The 17,309-nt window shown below is 43.1% G+C and carries 19 protein-coding genes; 11 read left to right on the forward strand and 8 right to left on the reverse strand.

Going from position 1 to position 17,309, the window contains the following annotated elements:
* Window positions 1-50: 50 nt before the first annotated feature.
* Window positions 51-677, forward strand: a complete 627-nt coding sequence (gene upp / locus ACGF49_RS08340; protein WP_262977847.1) for a uracil phosphoribosyltransferase — start codon at window positions 51-53, stop codon at window positions 675-677.
* 68 nt (window positions 678-745) lie between these two features.
* Window positions 746-2,038: a uracil permease gene (gene uraA / locus ACGF49_RS08345; protein WP_228900049.1), complete on the forward strand. Its 1,293-nt coding sequence runs from the start codon at window positions 746-748 to the stop codon at window positions 2,036-2,038.
* A gap of 221 nt (window positions 2,039-2,259) precedes the next feature.
* Here the strand turns inward: uraA and ACGF49_RS08350 are convergent, their stop codons facing one another.
* Genes ACGF49_RS08350 through ACGF49_RS08365 form a run of 4 tightly spaced genes read right to left on the reverse strand, consistent with a single transcriptional unit; the run spans window position 2,260 to window position 5,587 of the window.
* A complete protein-coding gene (locus tag ACGF49_RS08350; RefSeq protein WP_113041060.1) occupies window positions 2,260-3,567 on the reverse strand; it encodes a 6-phospho-beta-glucosidase in 1,308 nt (435 codons plus the stop codon).
* Window positions 3,564-3,905: a PTS lactose/cellobiose transporter subunit IIA gene (locus tag ACGF49_RS08355; RefSeq protein ID WP_191214731.1), complete on the reverse strand. Its 342-nt coding sequence runs from the start codon at window positions 3,903-3,905 to the stop codon at window positions 3,564-3,566. Before ACGF49_RS08355 ends, ACGF49_RS08350 begins: the two co-directional genes overlap by 4 nt.
* A gap of 18 nt (window positions 3,906-3,923) precedes the next feature.
* The gene (locus ACGF49_RS08360; RefSeq protein ID WP_387490518.1) at window positions 3,924-5,252 is read right to left on the reverse strand and encodes a PTS sugar transporter subunit IIC; all 1,329 of its coding nucleotides are present in this window, start codon (window positions 5,250-5,252) and stop codon (window positions 3,924-3,926) included.
* A 29-nt stretch (window positions 5,253-5,281) separates the two neighbouring features.
* Complete coding sequence (locus ACGF49_RS08365; protein ID WP_112877714.1) at window positions 5,282-5,587, reverse strand: PTS sugar transporter subunit IIB; 306 nt, start codon at window positions 5,585-5,587, stop codon at window positions 5,282-5,284.
* Window positions 5,588-5,962: 375 nt separating this feature from the next.
* On the opposite strand from ACGF49_RS08365, the gene ACGF49_RS08370 reads away from it, so the two are divergent.
* Complete coding sequence (locus tag ACGF49_RS08370; RefSeq protein WP_387490520.1) at window positions 5,963-6,595, forward strand: hypothetical protein; 633 nt, start codon at window positions 5,963-5,965, stop codon at window positions 6,593-6,595.
* A 308-nt stretch (window positions 6,596-6,903) separates the two neighbouring features.
* Window positions 6,904-7,611, forward strand: a complete 708-nt coding sequence (gene hda / locus ACGF49_RS08375; RefSeq protein WP_113025619.1) for a DnaA inactivator Hda — start codon at window positions 6,904-6,906, stop codon at window positions 7,609-7,611.
* A gap of 163 nt (window positions 7,612-7,774) precedes the next feature.
* Here the strand turns inward: hda and arsC are convergent, their stop codons facing one another.
* Together arsC and ACGF49_RS08385 are read right to left on the reverse strand one after the other, a co-directional pair.
* Window positions 7,775-8,131 carry an arsenate reductase (glutaredoxin) gene (gene arsC, locus ACGF49_RS08380; RefSeq protein WP_113041058.1) on the reverse strand — a complete coding sequence of 119 codons (357 nt, stop codon included), beginning with the start codon at window positions 8,129-8,131 and terminating at the stop codon, window positions 7,775-7,777.
* A 9-nt stretch (window positions 8,132-8,140) separates the two neighbouring features.
* Window positions 8,141-9,604 carry a M48 family metallopeptidase gene (locus ACGF49_RS08385; protein WP_113041057.1) on the reverse strand — a complete coding sequence of 488 codons (1,464 nt, stop codon included), beginning with the start codon at window positions 9,602-9,604 and terminating at the stop codon, window positions 8,141-8,143.
* A 127-nt stretch (window positions 9,605-9,731) separates the two neighbouring features.
* Here ACGF49_RS08385 and ACGF49_RS08390 point away from each other — a divergent pair, with 127 nt between their 5' ends.
* Window positions 9,732-10,811 (forward strand): AI-2E family transporter, encoded by a 1,080-nt coding sequence (locus ACGF49_RS08390; protein WP_113041056.1) that lies wholly within the window; start codon window positions 9,732-9,734, stop codon window positions 10,809-10,811.
* 126 nt (window positions 10,812-10,937) lie between these two features.
* Here ACGF49_RS08390 and bcp read toward each other — a convergent pair whose 3' ends face one another.
* Window positions 10,938-11,408: a thioredoxin-dependent thiol peroxidase gene (gene bcp / locus ACGF49_RS08395; RefSeq protein ID WP_387490525.1), complete on the reverse strand. Its 471-nt coding sequence runs from the start codon at window positions 11,406-11,408 to the stop codon at window positions 10,938-10,940.
* Between the two features lie 26 nt (window positions 11,409-11,434).
* Complete coding sequence (locus ACGF49_RS08400; RefSeq protein ID WP_113041054.1) at window positions 11,435-11,977, reverse strand: glycine cleavage system transcriptional repressor; 543 nt, start codon at window positions 11,975-11,977, stop codon at window positions 11,435-11,437.
* Window positions 11,978-12,235: 258 nt separating this feature from the next.
* Here ACGF49_RS08400 and dapA point away from each other — a divergent pair, with 258 nt between their 5' ends.
* The 6 genes from dapA to purC all read left to right on the forward strand — a co-directional run bounded on the left by dapA (window position 12,236) and on the right by purC (window position 17,095).
* The gene (gene dapA, locus ACGF49_RS08405; RefSeq protein WP_113041053.1) at window positions 12,236-13,135 is read left to right on the forward strand and encodes a 4-hydroxy-tetrahydrodipicolinate synthase; all 900 of its coding nucleotides are present in this window, start codon (window positions 12,236-12,238) and stop codon (window positions 13,133-13,135) included.
* A 16-nt stretch (window positions 13,136-13,151) separates the two neighbouring features.
* Window positions 13,152-14,201, forward strand: a complete 1,050-nt coding sequence (gene bamC, locus ACGF49_RS08410) for an outer membrane protein assembly factor BamC (protein ID WP_113041052.1) — start codon at window positions 13,152-13,154, stop codon at window positions 14,199-14,201.
* A gap of 33 nt (window positions 14,202-14,234) precedes the next feature.
* The gene (locus tag ACGF49_RS08415; protein WP_387490530.1) at window positions 14,235-14,432 is read left to right on the forward strand and encodes a hypothetical protein; all 198 of its coding nucleotides are present in this window, start codon (window positions 14,235-14,237) and stop codon (window positions 14,430-14,432) included.
* Between the two features lie 102 nt (window positions 14,433-14,534).
* On the forward strand, window positions 14,535-14,978 hold the full coding sequence (locus ACGF49_RS08420) for a type III secretion system chaperone (protein WP_387490532.1): 444 nt from the start codon (window positions 14,535-14,537) through the stop codon (window positions 14,976-14,978).
* A complete protein-coding gene (locus ACGF49_RS08425) occupies window positions 14,965-16,131 on the forward strand; it encodes a VopS family T3SS effector adenosine monophosphate-protein transferase (RefSeq protein ID WP_387490535.1) in 1,167 nt (388 codons plus the stop codon). The genes ACGF49_RS08420 and ACGF49_RS08425 overlap by 14 nt, the downstream gene beginning before the upstream one ends.
* A gap of 250 nt (window positions 16,132-16,381) precedes the next feature.
* Window positions 16,382-17,095: a phosphoribosylaminoimidazolesuccinocarboxamide synthase gene (gene purC / locus ACGF49_RS08430; RefSeq protein WP_113041049.1), complete on the forward strand. Its 714-nt coding sequence runs from the start codon at window positions 16,382-16,384 to the stop codon at window positions 17,093-17,095.
* Window positions 17,096-17,309: the final 214 nt, after the last annotated feature.

Genomic DNA, 17,309 nt, shown 5'->3' on the forward strand with positions numbered 1-17,309 from the left:
CTCGCCGTTTTTTTGTCTGCTGGCGACATGACATACAGTAGGAGAGGTCCATGAAGATCGTTGAGGTGAATCACCCACTTGTTAAACATAAACTCGGCCTGATGCGAGCGCATGATATCAGCACCAAACGCTTCCGTGAACTGGCCGCAGAAATTGGAAGCCTTCTGACTTATGAAGCAACTTCTGATTTAGAAACAGAAAAAGTCACTATTGATGGCTGGTGTGGCCCAGTAGCAGTTGAGCAGATTAAAGGTAAAAAAATAACCGTCGTACCTATTCTGCGTGCGGGATTGGGGATGATGGATGGTGTATTGGAGAATGTTCCTAGTGCCCGGATCAGCGTCGTAGGGGTTTATCGTAATGAAGAAACCTTAGAACCTGTCCCTTATTTTCAGAAATTGGCTTCCAATATTAATGAACGTATGGCGCTGGTGGTTGACCCCATGTTGGCAACCGGTGGTTCCATGATTGCAACTATCGATTTACTGAAAAAAGCAGGCTGCCAGTCGATTAAAGTGCTAGTTTTGGTGGCTGCTCCTGAAGGTATTGCCGCGTTGGAAAAAGCCCATCCTGATGTGGAACTGTATACAGCTTCTATTGATGAGAGACTCAATGAACAGGGATACATTGTTCCTGGCTTGGGGGATGCAGGCGATAAAATATTTGGTACGAAATAATAAGTTAGCCGACTTTTGAGTCGGCTTTTTTTTGGTTCTGACGCGATAATATTAAGAGGATAAATAAGATGACCCGTCGCATTATTGGGGTAGATGAGCGGCCTCCTTTTTTACAGACCATTCCACTCAGCTTCCAGCATCTTTTTGCTATGTTTGGTGCGACGGTATTGGTGCCGATTTTGTTTAAAATCAACCCAGCGACAGTTCTGCTATTTAATGGTATCGGTACATTGTTGTATCTGGTGATTTGCAAAGGAAAGGTTCCGGCGTATTTGGGATCGAGCTTTGCTTTTATTTCACCGGTCTTATTGTTGTTGCCTCTGGGATATGAATTAGCTTTGGGTGGTTTTATTATATGTGGCGTGCTGTTTTGTCTGGTTTCACTGATTGTTAAGGTGGCAGGGCGAAGTTGGATTAATGCGCTGTTTCCACCTGCGGCAATGGGGGCGATTGTTGCTGTTATCGGTCTGGAACTTGCCGGTGTTGCGGCTGATATGGCAGGTTTGCGTCCGGCGGAAGGTGCCGATGTTGATTCAACAACATTGACCATTTCTCTGGTAACACTGGCGGTAACCGTTCTTGGTTCAGTTATGTTCCGTGGATTCTTGGCTATCATCCCGATTCTTATTGGCGTATTGGTAGGTTATGCGTTGGCGTTCCTGATGGGCGTAGTTGATCTGACGCCGGTACGTGAAGCGCCGTGGTTTGCATTGCCAACTTTTTATACACCACGTTTTGAATGGTTCGCTATTATGACTATCTTGCCTGCGGCGCTGGTTGTCATAGCTGAACATGTTGGTCATTTAGTTGTAACGGCGAATATTGTGAAGAAAGATTTGCTAAAAGAGCCGGGTTTGCACCGTTCTATGTTTGCAAATGGTTTTTCAACCGTGATTTCCGGTTTCTTTGGTTCAACGCCAAATACGACTTATGGCGAGAATATTGGTGTCATGGCAATTACCAAAGTTTACAGTACCTGGGTTATTGGTGGTGCTGCGGTGCTGGCGATTTTGCTCTCCTGCGTCGGTAAATTGGCGGCAGCAATTCAGGCCGTGCCGGTTCCGGTCATGGGAGGTGTCTCGCTGTTGCTTTATGGCGTTATTGGTGCGTCAGGTATTCGAGTGCTGATTGATTCAAAAGTAGATTACAACAAAGCACAAAATCTTATCCTGACTTCCGTGATTCTTATCATCGGCGTCAGTGGGGCGAAAATTAATATCGGTGTTGCTGAACTTAAAGGCATGGCGCTGGCAACGATCATAGGTATCGGTATGAGTTTGATTTTCCGTCTGGTCACGGTTTTCCGTCCCGAAGAACGATATATTGAATCTTCCGTTGAATCTGTTAAGCACGGTAAATAATAGGGTAATAAACTTGGGCTGATTTCCCCGCTTTGAGTAGTTTTCATTATGAAGAGGCGGGGATGATGGTCATTATTTTATTCGTAAGGGAGGCAGGAAAGTAAATGTTCGCCACCGAGGTTACAAAGTTAGTTAGCGATATCTATTAGTCAGAAATAGCAGATATCGCTTTAATTTTATGCTTGTTCTGATTTCAAATTAACTCATCAGGTACCGCTTATTCATTGGAATTGCGGCAGATAATCACGGTTTATCGTTAATATGTCATCCAATAGTGGTGAAGCAATGTCTATATCGGCAACCAGTGGGTTGGTGATCAGTGCCAACAGTGCAGCATTGCGATCGCCATGAATCGCTGCTTTGATCGTTAAGCGTTCATAGGTTTTTATCTGTTGTGTCAGAGCATACATACTGTCAGGCAGGCGGCCGAACGTCAGCGGGTGGGCGCCTTCTGCATTAATAATACAGTTGGTTTCAATGACAGCATCGTCCGGTAAACCTCGAATAGCACCGTGGTTTGTGGTATTGACGACCAATTGGCTATCGAGATTGTTATGAATGGCGCAAATCAGATCCAGTGCAACCTCAGAATAGAATGCACCACCGCGGAAACTGAGTTGTTCTGGCTTGTGATCGAGTTCTGGATCAGCATACAGTTCAAATAGTTCCTGTTCTACTTTCATGACTTGTTCTGCTCGTGTGCCTTGTTCGAATGCAGCCTCGCGCTCTTCCTGTAACATATTGCGGGCTTGGTAGAAGTAGCGGTGATAAGGGCAGGGTATCGCGCCTAGAGCCTTGAGCAGTGGTGGAGGCCAGGGCGCCTCTTGAATATTATTCATGGTTAAGACTGCACCATTGCATAGCATATCAAGTACCTGTTGAGTTTTATCCTGACCTGCAACCAGTACTTGATGTACCCAGACCATATGATTCAGCCCGGCAAAGCGTAACTGCACATCCTGATAAGGGCGTTGTAGCATATTAGCTATCATGTGATGCATTGTGACCGGGACATTACATAGGCCGATAATTTTTGCTTTGCTATAGCGGGAAATCGCTTCGGTAACGATCCCGGCTGGATTGGTGAAGTTAATAATCCACGCGTCTGGTGCAAGTTTTTCAACTTTATGGGCAATATCCAGCAAAACGGGGATGGTACGTAATGCTTTGGCAAAGCCGCCTACGCCGGTAGTTTCCTGACCGATCAAGCCATATTTTAGCCCCAGACGCTCGTCCGCGGCGCGAGCCGGAAGCTGGCCGACACGCAGTTGAGTTAAAATAAAATTGGCGCCGCGAATGGCGTTATCGGGTGTGAAATGGATGCTGACAATAACGTGTTCCATGCCGTGACGAGCTAACATACGGCGAGTAAGCGCGGCGATAATTTCTACTTTCTGTTTTCCACTGTCAATGTCAACCAATGCCAGTTCAGATAATGGAATGTTTTTTTGGTGTTGAATAAGCCCTTCGACTAATTCAGGTGTGTAGCTGCTACCGCCACCAATAACGGCTATTTTGATTCGTTTCATATCTTTTCCTCTTGCGATGGTATTCGGCGATAGAGTTCAATCATATCGCTGGCAAGATCTTGAATAACCATTGCGTTCATTAAATGATCTTGCGCATGGACGGTGATGAGATTGACAGGTAATTTACCGCAGCCTTCATCCAATCCGATGAGGGTAGTTTGAATCGTGTGTGCTTCTTTGATTGCCTGCTGGGATTCTGCCATCAGTGTTTGTGCTGTTTGAAAGTCACCGTTTCTGGCATGTTGTAATGCCATTAGTGCATGACTGCGTGCGCTTCCAGCATGAACCAGCAGTTCTACAATCGTTTTTTCTAAATCAATCGTTTTTTCTAAATCCATGTGTAAAGCCTCCGAAAATTAGGGTTGGGATTGAGTTTCTACACCAGTGGATGCTGTGTTTTCTCGCTGTTTATCTTCTTCGTTGACCAACTGTTTTTCATAAATTTTGAAGAAGGGATACCAGATAAAGAGGTCGATTATCGTGAGTATGATCACTAGCACTGCCGCACGATAATCCCAGGCGGCGGAAATCATTGCGCCGAATGGCGCCGGTGTAGTCCAGGGCGAAATGGCGACCATTTTATGCACCAGGTCAAGATGCAGGACGCTGTAGGACAATACTGCATTGACCAATGGCACAACCAGTAATGGAATGAATAAGGTTGGATTCATCACAATCGGTGAGCCAAACAGTAGTGGTTCGTTAATATTGAATATGGACGGAACCACGCTCAGTTTTCCGATAGTACGCAAATGTATAGAACGGCTGCGCAGATAAAGAATCGCCAGAACCAGTGTAGAACCAGAGCCACCAATACAGATATAAAACGACCAGTAAGGGTCAGTAAAAATGTGTGTTGTAGCAGTACCTTGAGCCATTAATGTTGCATTGGCAGCAATATTTGCCATAAAAATAGGGGCCATCAAGCCAGTGACAATATTAGCGCCATGAATACCGGCAAACCACAGTAGGTTAGAAATGAGTAGTGCCAATATAATGGCAGGCAGAGTATCACCGACAGAAATGAGTGGGTGGAACATCTGCATTATGGCTGCGGGAATAAGTAGATTGAATTCACTCTGTAATAGCAAGCTGACGGGATAAACTGTCAGCAAGATACCTATAACTGGGTACAGAAGTTCAAAAGAACGGGCGATTGCTGGTGGCACTTGTGTTGGCATTCGAATGGTGATGTTATATTTTTTTAGTAAACGCGTTAATTCAACTGACCAGATAGCGCAAATTAATGCGGTAAATACACCTGTGCCACCAAGGAAATCGAGTGCTATTTTGTTTTCTATTTGTGGTGCTGCTGCTAGCAAAAACGCCATTAGTGACAGTAAAGCCGAAGTTAACCCGTCCAGACCGTAGGATTTAGCTAAACTGTAGGCGGTACCGACCGAAACAAAGACACTCATTAATCCCATCGTCATAAAGTAAGGCATTGTGATGGTGTCCCAGTGAGTTTTGGCAAAGGACAACCAAGCTTGGCCGAATGAGGATGCAGTCTGTAAATCGAAGGGTGGGTTTGCCACAATTAACATTATGCTGCCGATGATCAAAAATGGCATGGCTGAGATAAAGCCGTCACGCATTGCTGTAATATGCCGCTGGTTACCGATTCGCCCGGCAAATGGGATAATGTGGTTTTCTAAAACACGCATAAAAGAGGTATAGAGACTCATGAGGGTACTCCGCGTGATGATGAAATTGCTTATTCCAACAGGCTTAATGCCTTATCGAGAACCTTATCACCACGAAGAGTGCCATAATCCATCATGTCAATAACGTCTATTGGTTTACCAAGTGGTTTGGCGATAGCGGAAAAATGGGCTAATTGATACCTCACCTGTGGGCCGAGTAAAACAACGTCAGCGTCGGCTATCATGTGTTCTAATTCAACCGTGGGAACAGCCTTGATCTCAATGTCCAATGCCCGTTTTATCACTTCTGCCTGCATGCGTTGTACCAGCATGCTGGTGGACATACCGGCCGCACAACACAATAGGATTTTTTTCATTGTTCAATCTCCAGTTTGTTATATCGTTTCTTATGGGATAAGTGGTTGCTGAGAACTTTCACTTTTTATTAAGACTAGCAACTTATGTTAAATATGTTGCGATTTTGTTCGCATATTAATCAAGAATAGTTTAAGGAATAGGGATGGGATGTGATCTTCGTTTGTATTGTATATACCCGTCATCTTTCAAGTTGCCTCTTTGTTGGCTGCACTCACTCACCCCGGTCACATAGTTATCTATGCTCCCGGGGATTCGCTCCCTTGCCGCCGCGATGCATCTTGAAATCCATAGGGTATTAGTGTGAAAATTTTAGTTATGGAATTAAAGGTTTCGGTTTTTTGTCAGAAGTGCTCCGACAACCGCTGGAGGAAATGATGAATGATTATAAAGTGAAAGAAAAAATGCCAGTATTAATCCCAGAAGCAGATTTCGATATCAAACTTAACATGACAGAGAAAAATGTAGAACACACTCAGGCTTTCATTGAACGCGGGGTGAAAGACTTTTCGTTGCCTGGATTGGTTACTCCATATGGTTACCGTTTACTGACATCTGTTTCTGGCAATCAATATAGATTGGTGACTGATGTAGATATGCCGGAGACGGTTTATGCGGTAAAGCTCGAATTTATGGAGCATATTGTTCCATCGAAGAGAGCATGCACACAGATACTTGTGTGGCGTACAGTTCTTCCTCAACATGACGGAGCAGTGAGAGGCTTGCCGCAAGAGTTTTTTAGGTTTTTCCTTGAAAGATACTCCATTATTGTGTCTGACAGTGAGCAAACGCTAGATAGACATAGGTTTTGGGAGCGTATGATTGCTTGGGCTATCAGTATTAATGGCTATCATGTGTATGTTTCTGATGGCACCAAAGAAGAGCGTCCACTGAACTTGATTACCTCATGGGATGACTTTTATGTAACCTGGGCTAATTATTGCTGGGGTCATGATAAGGATTATCACTACCATCGCCTTTTTGTTATCAGTAAAGAGCTATTACATTGATCTCTGCTAAGAATGAATAAAACTCACTATCTGATGGCTTTTTCTTGAATAATATAGCTCTTGAATAACATAATTCTTAAATAACATAGGACTGAAAACTTAAATTTTTCCTGTTCTTACATGCGGAATATTTTATAGGAATTTGCGGTCCATTCTGTGTTATGACGAAATATTATGCGCGTATGAGCCTGAAAAGGGTTTAACCTATTGAATCCTAAAAATAGTTTTTTTATTATTTACCTATACAGTTCATTTACAACTATTTTCTGTGATAAACTTGTTGGCGTTTATTACCAGCTCTGTTTGAGGTGCTTCTGAACACGCCATCGCAGCTTTCGTTACCTTTGTATCTTCCCGATGATGAAACTTTTGCCAGTTTCTTTCCGGGGGAAAATGCCACCTTGTTAGCTGCAATCAAATTGGCCATTAATCAGCCGCATGGCAGCTATATTTATTTTTGGTCCCGTGACAGTGGGGGCCGAAGTCATTTGTTGCATGCCGCCTGTGCTGAATTGTCCCTGAAAGATGAAGCTGTGGGTTATGTTCCGCTGGATAAACGTGCTTATTTTATCCCTGAAGTGCTTGATGGCATGGAACACTTATCACTGGTTTGTATTGATAATATTGAGAGTATTGCTGGTGATGAAGAGTGGGAAATGGCAATCTTCAATCTTTATAATCGTATTCTAGAGATCGGTCGCACATGTTTGCTTATTAGCGGCGATCGCCCACCTCGCCAGATTAATCTTAAGTTACCTGATTTGGCTTCTCGTCTGGATTGGGGGCAAATTTATAAATTACAACCGCTTTCTGATGATGAGAAATTACAAGCCTTGCAATTGCGAGCGAAGTTACGCGGCTTTGAATTGCCAGAAGATGTAGGGCGCTTTTTACTGAAAAGATTAGACAGAGAAATGCGGACTTTGTTTATGGCATTGAATCAGTTAGATCACGCTTCGATAGTGGCCCAGCGCAAGCTGACGATTCCATTTGTGAAGGATATTTTGTACCTTTGAAGATGATGGTGGTGTCACCATCATCACATCTATACCCGTTATCTTTCAAGTTGCCTCTTTGTTGGCTGCACTCACTCACCCCGGTCACATCGTTATCTATGCTCCCGGGGATTCGCTCCCTTGCCGTCGCGATCCATCTTGAAATCCATTGGGTATATTCTTATCAATCAAGAAGTTCTTTTACTTTTTCCGGTGGGCGCCCAAGCCTAGCTTTATCACCGCAAACTACGATCGGGCGTTCAATCAGTTTAGGATTGGCAATCATCGCTTTTAGTAAATCATGCTGACTGAGTTTTTCATCAGCCAGATTCAACTCTTTGTATAGCTCTTCTTTCGTTCTCATCAATTGGCGTGCATCATGAAAACCAAGCTGTTCTAGCAGAATAGATAATTGCTCTACAGCGAGAGGAGCCTCCAGATAGAGAATAATCTGTGGTTTAATTCCCCGTTCTTCAATAAGAGCCAAAGTTTCACGGCTTTTGGAGCAGCGGGGATTATGATAAATCGTCACCTGTTGCATGAGAATTCCTTAACGTTTGTATTGACTGTAACGCTGTTGTAGCTGGCGTAATTGATCGATACGAGCATCATAACGTGCTTGATCGTAGCTGCCTAATTTTACGAGTGCGCTGGCACTACTGAGGTATTTGATGGCATTGTCAAACTGACCGCGAAGTGCCATTTCTTCAGCATGTGCTGATAATTCTTCATGGCGTTTTCCTTGTTTGGCGGCAGCTTCGGCTATCAGGTGCCAACCGTTGGGATCATCTGGATTATTGAAGGTATAGCGATGAAGCAGTTTTAAAGCCTGTTGATATTGTTTTGCGTGAATAAGTGCATTAGCGAGATTGATTTGCAATACCAAATTGTCCTTTTGTTTCTGCAAAGCGTTCTGTAACCGGGTGATAGCCTGAGCAATTCGGTTCTGTTCAATGTCGATATCAGTTATTGTGTCAATGAACCAGACATTATCCGGTTGTTTTGCTAACAGTGGTTCCAGAATAGCCCGTGCCTCAGTGTATTTTTTATCTTGAGAAAGCAAGATTGCCCGGCCATAAGCGGCGGCAAGTTGCTCTTTAGCTGTGCCTCTTCGATAATTTTCTAAAATTTGCTCAAGATAGCCGCGTTGCTCGGTGGTGTACATGCCCATAACACGAACTCTGGCGAACAGAAAATCTTGAGATTGTGGAATGTTCTGGGCCGGGTATTGATTAGCGCGGTTACGTGCATCAGCAAGGCGGCTGTCAGGTAACGGGTGAGTGAGTAACATTTCTGGTGGCTTAGAACTGTAACGGGTTTGATCTACCATGATTTGCATAAAATCTGGCATACCTTGAGGATCAAAGCCAGCTTTGCGTAATGTCTGCATGCCAATACGATCAGCTTCTTGTTCATTGGATTGAGTAAAACTGATCATGCCTTGTTGTATACCGGCAATAGTGCCGCTGAGGGCTGCCATCCCTGCTTGTGGGCTAGCCATTAGCAAAAGAATAGAACCCAACGTACCTGCCCAGGCTAGCGGTGCTGTACGTTGCTGATCTTCCATCATTCGTGCCAGGTGGCGTTGAGTAACGTGGGAAATTTCGTGAGCCATTACGGAGGCAAGCTCGCTTTCATTACGGCTATAACGAAAAAGTGCAGCATGGAGTACTACATTACCGCCAAAGAAAGCATAAGCATTGATATTCGGGTTATCAATCAGATAGAAATGGAAAGGCGTTTTAACTGAGTCTGCATGAGCCACTAACCTTTGTCCAAGGGCATTAATGTATTGTGTCAATAATGGGTCATAAATCAGCGGAGCATTGTCACGCATCTGGCGAACGTAGAAATCGCCCATTGCCAGTTCCTGATTGATGCTCAGGATTGAACCTGCCGTGGTACCGATATCCGGCAATGAATCTTCAATGGAGGCGCTGAGAACAGGGGAGCTTGTTAGCAACAATGTACTGATTAATATTGCTGTCAGAGATTGATTAGACATTATTTTCATAAAACAAAAATGCTCTCATTTGACCATCGTTTTAGATAATGCGTGTATGATAAACAAGGGTACCTTAAAATTAATCAATTTTTAAGAAAAATAGAAATATGAATATTGCTATCAAGGAGCCTGGTCAATGCTGGATATGATTATACAGTGGTATCGCCGTCGGTTTACTGATCCGCAAGTTATTGCGTTATTTGTCATCTTGTTGGCAGGGTTTTGCATTATTTATTTCTTACATGGCATTTTGACACCTTTGCTGGTGGCGATTGTTCTTGCCTATTTGTTGGAATGGCCAACGGCTAAACTTGAAAGACTGGGATGTTCGCGCACAGTGGCTGTTTGTATTGTGCTGATTATTTTTTCCAGTATTAGTTTGTTGGTCATCTTGATTGTGGCGCCAACTGTATGGCAGCAGGGAATTAATCTGTTGTCAGATATACCCAATATGATTAATCGGTTTAATGAATATGCCCAGACATTACCAGCCCGTTATCCGGCTTTGGTTGATGCTGGCATCATTGATATGATGGCCGAAAATTTGCGCAGTAAGATTTCAACTGCCGGAGAGTCTGTAGTGAAATTTTCGGTGGCTTCACTGATTGGTTTGTTAACGCTGGCTATCTATCTGATTCTTGTGCCACTGATGGCCTTTTTCTTGCTAAAAGATAAAAACCAGATGTTGCAAGCATTGCAACGGGTCCTGCCACGTAACCGCATTTTGGCCGGGCAGGTATGGCGCGAGATGAACCAGCAAATCACTAACTATATTCGGGGTAAAGTCACCGAGATGGTGATCGTCGGTATTTGTACCTACGCGGTGTTTGCATTTCTTGGATTGGATTATTCATTGCTGCTTTCTGTTTTGGTTGGTCTGTCAGTGTTAATTCCTTATGTGGGTGCGTTGATTGTCACGATTCCTGTTGTACTGGTTGCGCTATTTCAATGGGGAGTCGGAACAGATTTCTGGACTTTGATTATTGCCTATTTGGTTGTTCAGGGGCTGGATGGTAACTTGCTGGTGCCGATTTTATTCTCTGAAGCCGTAAACTTGCACCCGTTGGTAATCATTCTTTCTGTGATTACTTTTGGTGGTTTGTGGGGATTTTGGGGCATATTTTTTGCTATTCCGCTGGCGACGCTGATTAAAGCGGTGATCCAAGCCTGGCCGGAAGATATAGTTATAATAGAAGACGATGAAATGAAAGAGTAAATTTATTTTTAATGATGCGGGTACCCGTTATTAGAGGAAGCACGGGTTGGTGATATCCCTCCCGTACTTGCCCCTGGCATCTTGAGCTGTTAAATGAGCGTGATTAAATTTTGAGTCATTTTCTATTTAAGGGTGCAGTTTCAGATAATCCACCACGATTTGGTGGTGATCACTGGTCTTAAATTTATCAAAAACGTGCTCAATATTACCGTTGGTATCAATCAGGAAACTGATACGGTGGATACCATCGTAGGTTTTTCCCATAAATTGTTTCTTGCCCCAGACACCAAACTGTTCAGCAACTTGGTGATCCTCGTCGGACAACAATGTGAAGTTCAGCATTTCTTTCTCCACAAAGCGTGACAATTTACTTGGGTTATCTGTGCTAATGCCTAGCACTTCAACACCTGATTCCTTTAATGTATCCATTTCATCGCGCAGACCACAGGCTTGTACAGTACAACCAGGAGTCATTGCTTTAGGGTAAAAATAGACTAAAACACGCTGGCCTTCGAAATCAGATAAATTGATTGTTTCTCCATCTTGGTCAGGAAGGCTGAGCTGAGGGGCCTTATCACCGGCTTTCAATGGGTTCATCCCGTATTCTCCGTTTAATCTTTCAACTAAAGTGGTTCAAGAATACTAATACTGCCTTGTGCATTTAGATCTGTACATAGCTTATTAAACGCCTGCTTAATAATTATGCCGTCATCCTCCAGACTGTGGGCGGTAATCTGGATCTGCAACCGAGCAGGGGTATCGCCTTCTGGTGGATGTGTTTTTGATACCAGTTCAGCAATATTAAAATCCTGTGTAGTAAACAGATTGGTAAACTGCTCAACAATACCGGGTGAATCATCAACATCAACTTTAACGGAAACCGTGGAAGGAAATGTTGTGTGGGTATCGCACTTTGTGCGTTTCATTACGATAAGAAGATCGAGCTCGGCCCCTTTCTGTGGCAGTGAGGATTCAATCATTGTGATAGCATTCCAACTACCGGAAAGTAGCATAATGAAGGTGAATTCCTCGCCAAACATGGCTAATCGGCTGTCTTCAATATTACAACCACACTCACTCACAAGACGAGTAATGGTGTTGACGATACCAGAACGGTCAGCACCTAAAGCGGTTATAACGAGAAAATGTTGTTCTGATTGTGGCAAAGTCACTTTTCCTTCTCTGCTGTGGTTTCGTTAAGGTAAACATAAAAAGGCTATGCTGCCAAGGTCAATTGCATCAAAGTTGTTCTATTGTATTCCCATGCTCTATCATTGAATTTCAATAAATTACTTTGGTTATCACTTCTTTTTAACAGAGGTTATCTGGTATTAACAAAATTCATTGAAATCCTGTGTTAAATAGTTTCCTTCTGAATGACTAAAAAGTACCATGGAACTCTTGTTTGTATAGGGGGTTATGTAATGTCTAGCGGGAGATTTGAATTTACAGGTAGCATTGTTGCGCTGGTAACACCAATGGATGCGAGTGGTCAGGTTGATAAGGCCAGTTTGAAAAAGTTAATCGATTACCATGTTGCTAGTGGGACATCAGCGATAGTCTCGGTAGGGACAACCGGAGAATCTGCCACATTAAGTCATGATGAACACGGTGATGTTGTTTTGACAACCGTAGAATTGGCTGATGGGCGTATTCCGGTTATTGCCGGAACAGGTGCAAATGCGACTGCTGAGGCAATATCCCTAACGAAACGTTTTGAAAACAGTGGCGTTGTTGGTTGCCTAACGGTAACGCCTTATTATAATAAGCCGTCGCAGGAAGGTTTATATCAGCATTTCAAAACGATTGCTGAAAATACGGATTTACCACAAATTTTGTATAATGTGCCTTCTCGTACCGGGTGTGATCTGCTGCCATCAACTGTAGCGCGTTTGGCGAAGATTAAAAATATTGTCGCAATTAAAGAAGCTACAGGGAACTTAAATCGCGTTAGTCAAATCCAAGAATTGGTTAATGATGATAGTTTCATTTTATTGAGTGGTGATGATACAAGTGGGTTGGATTTTATTCAGCTTGGTGGCAAAGGGGTTATTTCGGTTACTGCAAACATTGCAGCGCCTGATGTTGCTAAGTTTTGTGAATTGGCATTAAACGGCCAGTTTGCAGAGGCGCGTAAGTTAAATAACCGTCTGATGGAATTACACCGTCAGCTATTTGTTGAACCTAACCCGATTCCAGTTAAATGGGGATGTCATAAATTGGGTTTGATTGCTGATGACACCGTGCGTCTGCCGATGACGCCATTGACGGATGCAGGAAAAGTCTCAGTTGAAAAAGCCTTGAAAATGGCCGGATTATTGTAAAATTTAGGGAATTTTAATGGCAATATTGTTGCAAAAATCGAAGGTGATGAAGGTTGCTGGTATGTCACTTGTCATGTTATTGGCAGCTTGTTCCAGCGACCAGAGCTATAAACGCCAAGTCAATGATGATGAGACATATCTTGAAACACCTCCCCGGAAGGCGTTGAAAGTTCCTGCGGGTATGGTATTGCCATTGCAGAATGGTGAATATGATATTCCAGCAATAGCCTCTAAAGGGCAGGTTGGGAAAGCGCTTGATATTCGCCCGCCATCTCAGGCACTAGCCCTATTGAGTGGTTCCCGTACTGAAAACAGTGTAAAGAGCAGTAAGTTGCTACTTGAAAGCACTCCTGAGAATAGTCATCTGTGGTCACAGATTAACAATGTGCTATTGAAAAAAGGTTTCCAAGTTAGCCAACGTGATGATGCTAGCCAGACATTGACAACCGATTGGATCGATTGGCCGCGAGCAGATGAAAATGTTCCATATCAGACTCGTCATCGTATTAGTGTTGCACGCCAGAGCTATCAGATTGAATTATCCGTGACTAATGAAGGGTTGAGACAAGGCGATCATCAGATAACAGATCCTCTTGAAATCCAACGTTATAACGCACTGATGCTCAATGAATTAATTGAAGGTGTAAACCAGCAGCGTGAACGTATTAGCGATGACTCTGTGGCGCGTAATCTAGGTTCATTGGACGTACAGAGTGGTGGTGATACATCTGGATTACCTCAGATGATTGTTCGGGCACCATATAATATTGTTTGGGATAGATTACCGGCAGCACTGGAAAAAGTCGGTATGAAAGTGGGTAGCCGCAGCCGTTCAACGGGCTCTATTACTGTAACTTATAAAAGCCTCAGTTCATCTAGTTGGAAATCAATGGGTGTGAATGAACCATCCATTAGTGAAGGTGATTACAAATTACAGGTTGGTGATTTGAATAACCGGAGCAGCTTACAGTTTATTAGTGATAAAGGTAAGCCGTTGACCCAATCACAAAATGATGAATTGGTTGCAGCGTTGAAGGCTGCTTTCAGCCAGACCTCAGGATTATAGGTTTAATAAAGGGGTGAAAAGCCCCTCAGATTATTGACAAAGCGCTGGCCGTTTGGTGAGCGCTTTGATTCGATTGTCAATTTTGCATTTATCTATACCCAATGGATTTCAAGATGGATCGCGACGGCAAGGGAGCGAATCCCTGGGAGCATAGATAACGATGTGACCGGGGTGAGTGAGTGCAGCCAACAAAGAGGCAACTTGAAAGATAACGGGTATACAACAGCCTAATATTGGTTACCAATATACAAAAGATAGACTAGATCTGACAGCCAGCATATTACTGAAAGCTTAAAATCCAACCATCAAAATCATTGGATTTTCTTTCCCACTATGAATGATTCTCTCACTAATATATTAATGACCGAACTGGCAGCCAAATTGGGTATGGATGGACTCTCTTTTGATGAAGAGGGAAATTGCTTCTTACTCATCGATAACGCTATGCCTGTTATTTTGCGTCGTCAGGAAGACTATTTAGTCATTATTGGCCAGATAGATATGGTACTTCCAGATTCAGCCGATGCTGACACTCTTCGTTATTTGCTCAATATAGCACTTAATCCATTAAATAATCAGTTACCTAGTGTTGGTTGGCATCAAGAGCTTGGGGTCGTTGCGTATAGAATATTACCCTTGCTACATCTAACGGCCAATAAGTTGGAACATGAATTGTCTGAATTTATTACTTGGGCAAATACATTTCCATCGTCACTATCACAGAAAAATACCTTGCCGTCGTCTTATGACAGGAGAATGATTTATGATCGAATTTAAGAATCTTACCGCATTACAACATGCCTCATCACAAATACAAGAGCAGGTTCGTAACGAAGGTAAATTGCAAATTGCCGGCCATGAATACCATATTAATGCAGATCTGCAACAGGTTTTGCGTACGCATCCAAAAAGCAATCAACTTGCCCGTTTCTTTGAAGGGGTAAGTAAATTTTTCTTGCATGGCAGTAGTGCCTCAGTGGCTAAAGAGGTGACTAAAACCCTCTTTTCTACCGAAGGAGCGCAACAGCAGCGTCTACAGAGCACAGATTCGGTTAGCCATGCTCGTATGTTGTTTAAGGATGGCAGCTTACGGACACCAGAACAAGTACTAGAAAAATTAAGAACAGTAGATACACATAAAATGACAGAAGGCATGTTGGCTGAACATACGCTTTTGCTACAGCGTACTATGTCAGAGTTGCTACAAAATACAGAAACCGGTAAAAAATTACAGGATTTGATGGGACATCAGGCAACAGCTCAATTGACCAACAAATTGGTTGCCCCTGAGCAGGAGTTTGTCAGTCTTGAACAATTGCGTAAGCAACCTTCGGCTGCTAATGCTGTTGCCAGTCTTGAGCCAGTTTTGATGATGGAAGAGAAGAACTTGCTGGCAGCTCAACATCATCAAGAAGTAATAGGAGGCCAAGATCTTAATCAGGGCATTTATGCTGAAATTCTTTCTGAAGAGTCTTATAACCCAAATAAGCTAACTGATAATGTTGACCGCGCTGCCGCCTGGATACTTAAGGCATCCAGTTCAAAGGGGAACGAATGGAGTAACTTCACCGCGCTACTCAAGGAGTATACCCATAATGGAAAAGATCTCACTGATAGCCAAGTCCTTAAGGAGCTTCATCATAGACTGGTTCCAAACATAGAGCGTGATTATCGTGGTCCAGCCATTAGCGGTGGGAGCCTTCCTTCCAGTATAGGCGGCGCGGCAATGCTGGCACATCATTTAGAGACATTGGATAAGGAAGATCCCCAGATTGGGAAACAGCTCTTTGCTGCTGTCGTCGGTTTTCACGGTTTCACTGATGGTAATGGCAGGATGGGACGTCTCCTCTATGCGCTGACAGAACTGAGAGCGGGTCAATTTTCGCCCCTTTCTCTCCAGACAGAAAATGCTTTGCATGGGATCCACTGAAAAGAGGCCTGCGTATGCAGGCCAGCTTATTGATAGGGCGTTGTTTTTTTAAGCCAGTTTTGATTTCTAACATCTCGGATAAAAAAACAAACTAGCGCAGTGTGAAGAATATCCTCTCCACATCATTTCTTTTCGATATAGAAAAAATCGGCCCTTTGGGCAGGATTTTGTCAGCAATCTGTTTTATTATTTATCTTTGGTATTTGTGTAGTAGTAATATCATAGTAGTAATATCTCTGGAGTATATAAGATGCAAAAAAAAGCTGAGTTGTATCGTGGAAAGGCAAAAACGGTGTACACCACGGATGATCCTGATTTGTTAGTGTTGGAGTTCCGTAATGATACATCAGCATTGGATGGCGAGCGTATTGAACAGTTTGATCGTAAGGGGATGGTGAATAATAAATTTAACCATTTCATTATGAGCAAATTGGCAGAAGCAGGGATTCCGACGCAAATGGAACGACTGTTATCGGACACTGAGGTATTAGTTAAAAAGCTGGATATGGTGCCGGTTGAATGTGTTGTGCGTAATCGGGCTGCGGGTTCATTGGTCAGACGCCTTGGTATTGAGGAAGGTCTGGTATTGAATCCACCTCTGTTCGATCTGTTTCTGAAAAATGATGCTAAGCACGATCCAATGGTGAATGAATCTTATTGTGAAACTTTTGGTTGGGTTAGCAAAGAACATCTGGCTGAAATGAAAGAATTGAGCTACAAGGCCAATAAAGTATTGAGCAAATTGTTTGATGATGCGGGTTTAATTTTGGTTGATTTCAAACTGGAATTTGGTTTGTTCAAAGGGCAGGTAGTTCTAGGGGATGAATTCTCTCCTGATGGTAGCCGTTTGTGGGACAAAGAGACGTTGAACAAAATGGATAAAGATCGCTTCCGCCAAAGTCTTGGTGGTCTGATTGAAGCGTATGAAGAGGTAGCGCGTCGTATCGGTGTTATTTTGGACTAATTGCGCAAACGATTACTTGGGCCGAAAGGCCCTTTTATCGTTTGGAATAAGTTAGTTTATTTATATTGAGAATGTATCTGACGATTAGGTTGTTAAATGACCTAATAAAGGTATTGACATTGTAGAATAAGATATCAATTTTATTTTTCGGCTATTTTCTTGTGATAGCGTTTATAAACATTTCAATCAGATCGTGATAAATGCGAGTATTTTG

This window comes from Photorhabdus sp. RM96S (assembly GCF_042879335.1).
Classification (GTDB): domain Bacteria; phylum Pseudomonadota; class Gammaproteobacteria; order Enterobacterales; family Enterobacteriaceae; genus Photorhabdus; species Photorhabdus kayaii.

Bases quoted from the DNA above. Each gene is read 5' to 3' on its own strand.
- upp (WP_262977847.1), top strand. From the start codon at position 51: ATGAAGATCGTTGAGGTGAATCACCCACTTGTTAAACATAAACTCGGC.
- uraA (WP_228900049.1), top strand. From the start codon at position 746: ATGACCCGTCGCATTATTGGGGTAGATGAGCGGCCTCCTTTTTTACAG.
- ACGF49_RS08350 (WP_113041060.1), bottom strand. From the start codon at position 3,567: ATGAAACGAATCAAAATAGCCGTTATTGGTGGCGGTAGCAGCTACACA.
- ACGF49_RS08355 (WP_191214731.1), bottom strand. From the start codon at position 3,905: ATGGATTTAGAAAAAACGATTGATTTAGAAAAAACGATTGTAGAACTG.
- ACGF49_RS08360 (WP_387490518.1), bottom strand. From the start codon at position 5,252: ATGAGTCTCTATACCTCTTTTATGCGTGTTTTAGAAAACCACATTATC.
- ACGF49_RS08365 (WP_112877714.1), bottom strand. From the start codon at position 5,587: ATGAAAAAAATCCTATTGTGTTGTGCGGCCGGTATGTCCACCAGCATG.
- ACGF49_RS08370 (WP_387490520.1), top strand. From the start codon at position 5,963: ATGAATGATTATAAAGTGAAAGAAAAAATGCCAGTATTAATCCCAGAA.
- arsC (WP_113041058.1), bottom strand. From the start codon at position 8,131: ATGCAACAGGTGACGATTTATCATAATCCCCGCTGCTCCAAAAGCCGT.
- ACGF49_RS08385 (WP_113041057.1), bottom strand. From the start codon at position 9,604: ATGAAAATAATGTCTAATCAATCTCTGACAGCAATATTAATCAGTACA.
- ACGF49_RS08390 (WP_113041056.1), top strand. From the start codon at position 9,732: ATGCTGGATATGATTATACAGTGGTATCGCCGTCGGTTTACTGATCCG.
- bcp (WP_387490525.1), bottom strand. From the start codon at position 11,408: ATGAACCCATTGAAAGCCGGTGATAAGGCCCCTCAGCTCAGCCTTCCT.
- dapA (WP_113041053.1), top strand. From the start codon at position 12,236: ATGTCTAGCGGGAGATTTGAATTTACAGGTAGCATTGTTGCGCTGGTA.
- bamC (WP_113041052.1), top strand. From the start codon at position 13,152: ATGGCAATATTGTTGCAAAAATCGAAGGTGATGAAGGTTGCTGGTATG.
- ACGF49_RS08420 (WP_387490532.1), top strand. From the start codon at position 14,535: ATGAATGATTCTCTCACTAATATATTAATGACCGAACTGGCAGCCAAA.
- ACGF49_RS08425 (WP_387490535.1), top strand. From the start codon at position 14,965: ATGATCGAATTTAAGAATCTTACCGCATTACAACATGCCTCATCACAA.
- purC (WP_113041049.1), top strand. From the start codon at position 16,382: ATGCAAAAAAAAGCTGAGTTGTATCGTGGAAAGGCAAAAACGGTGTAC.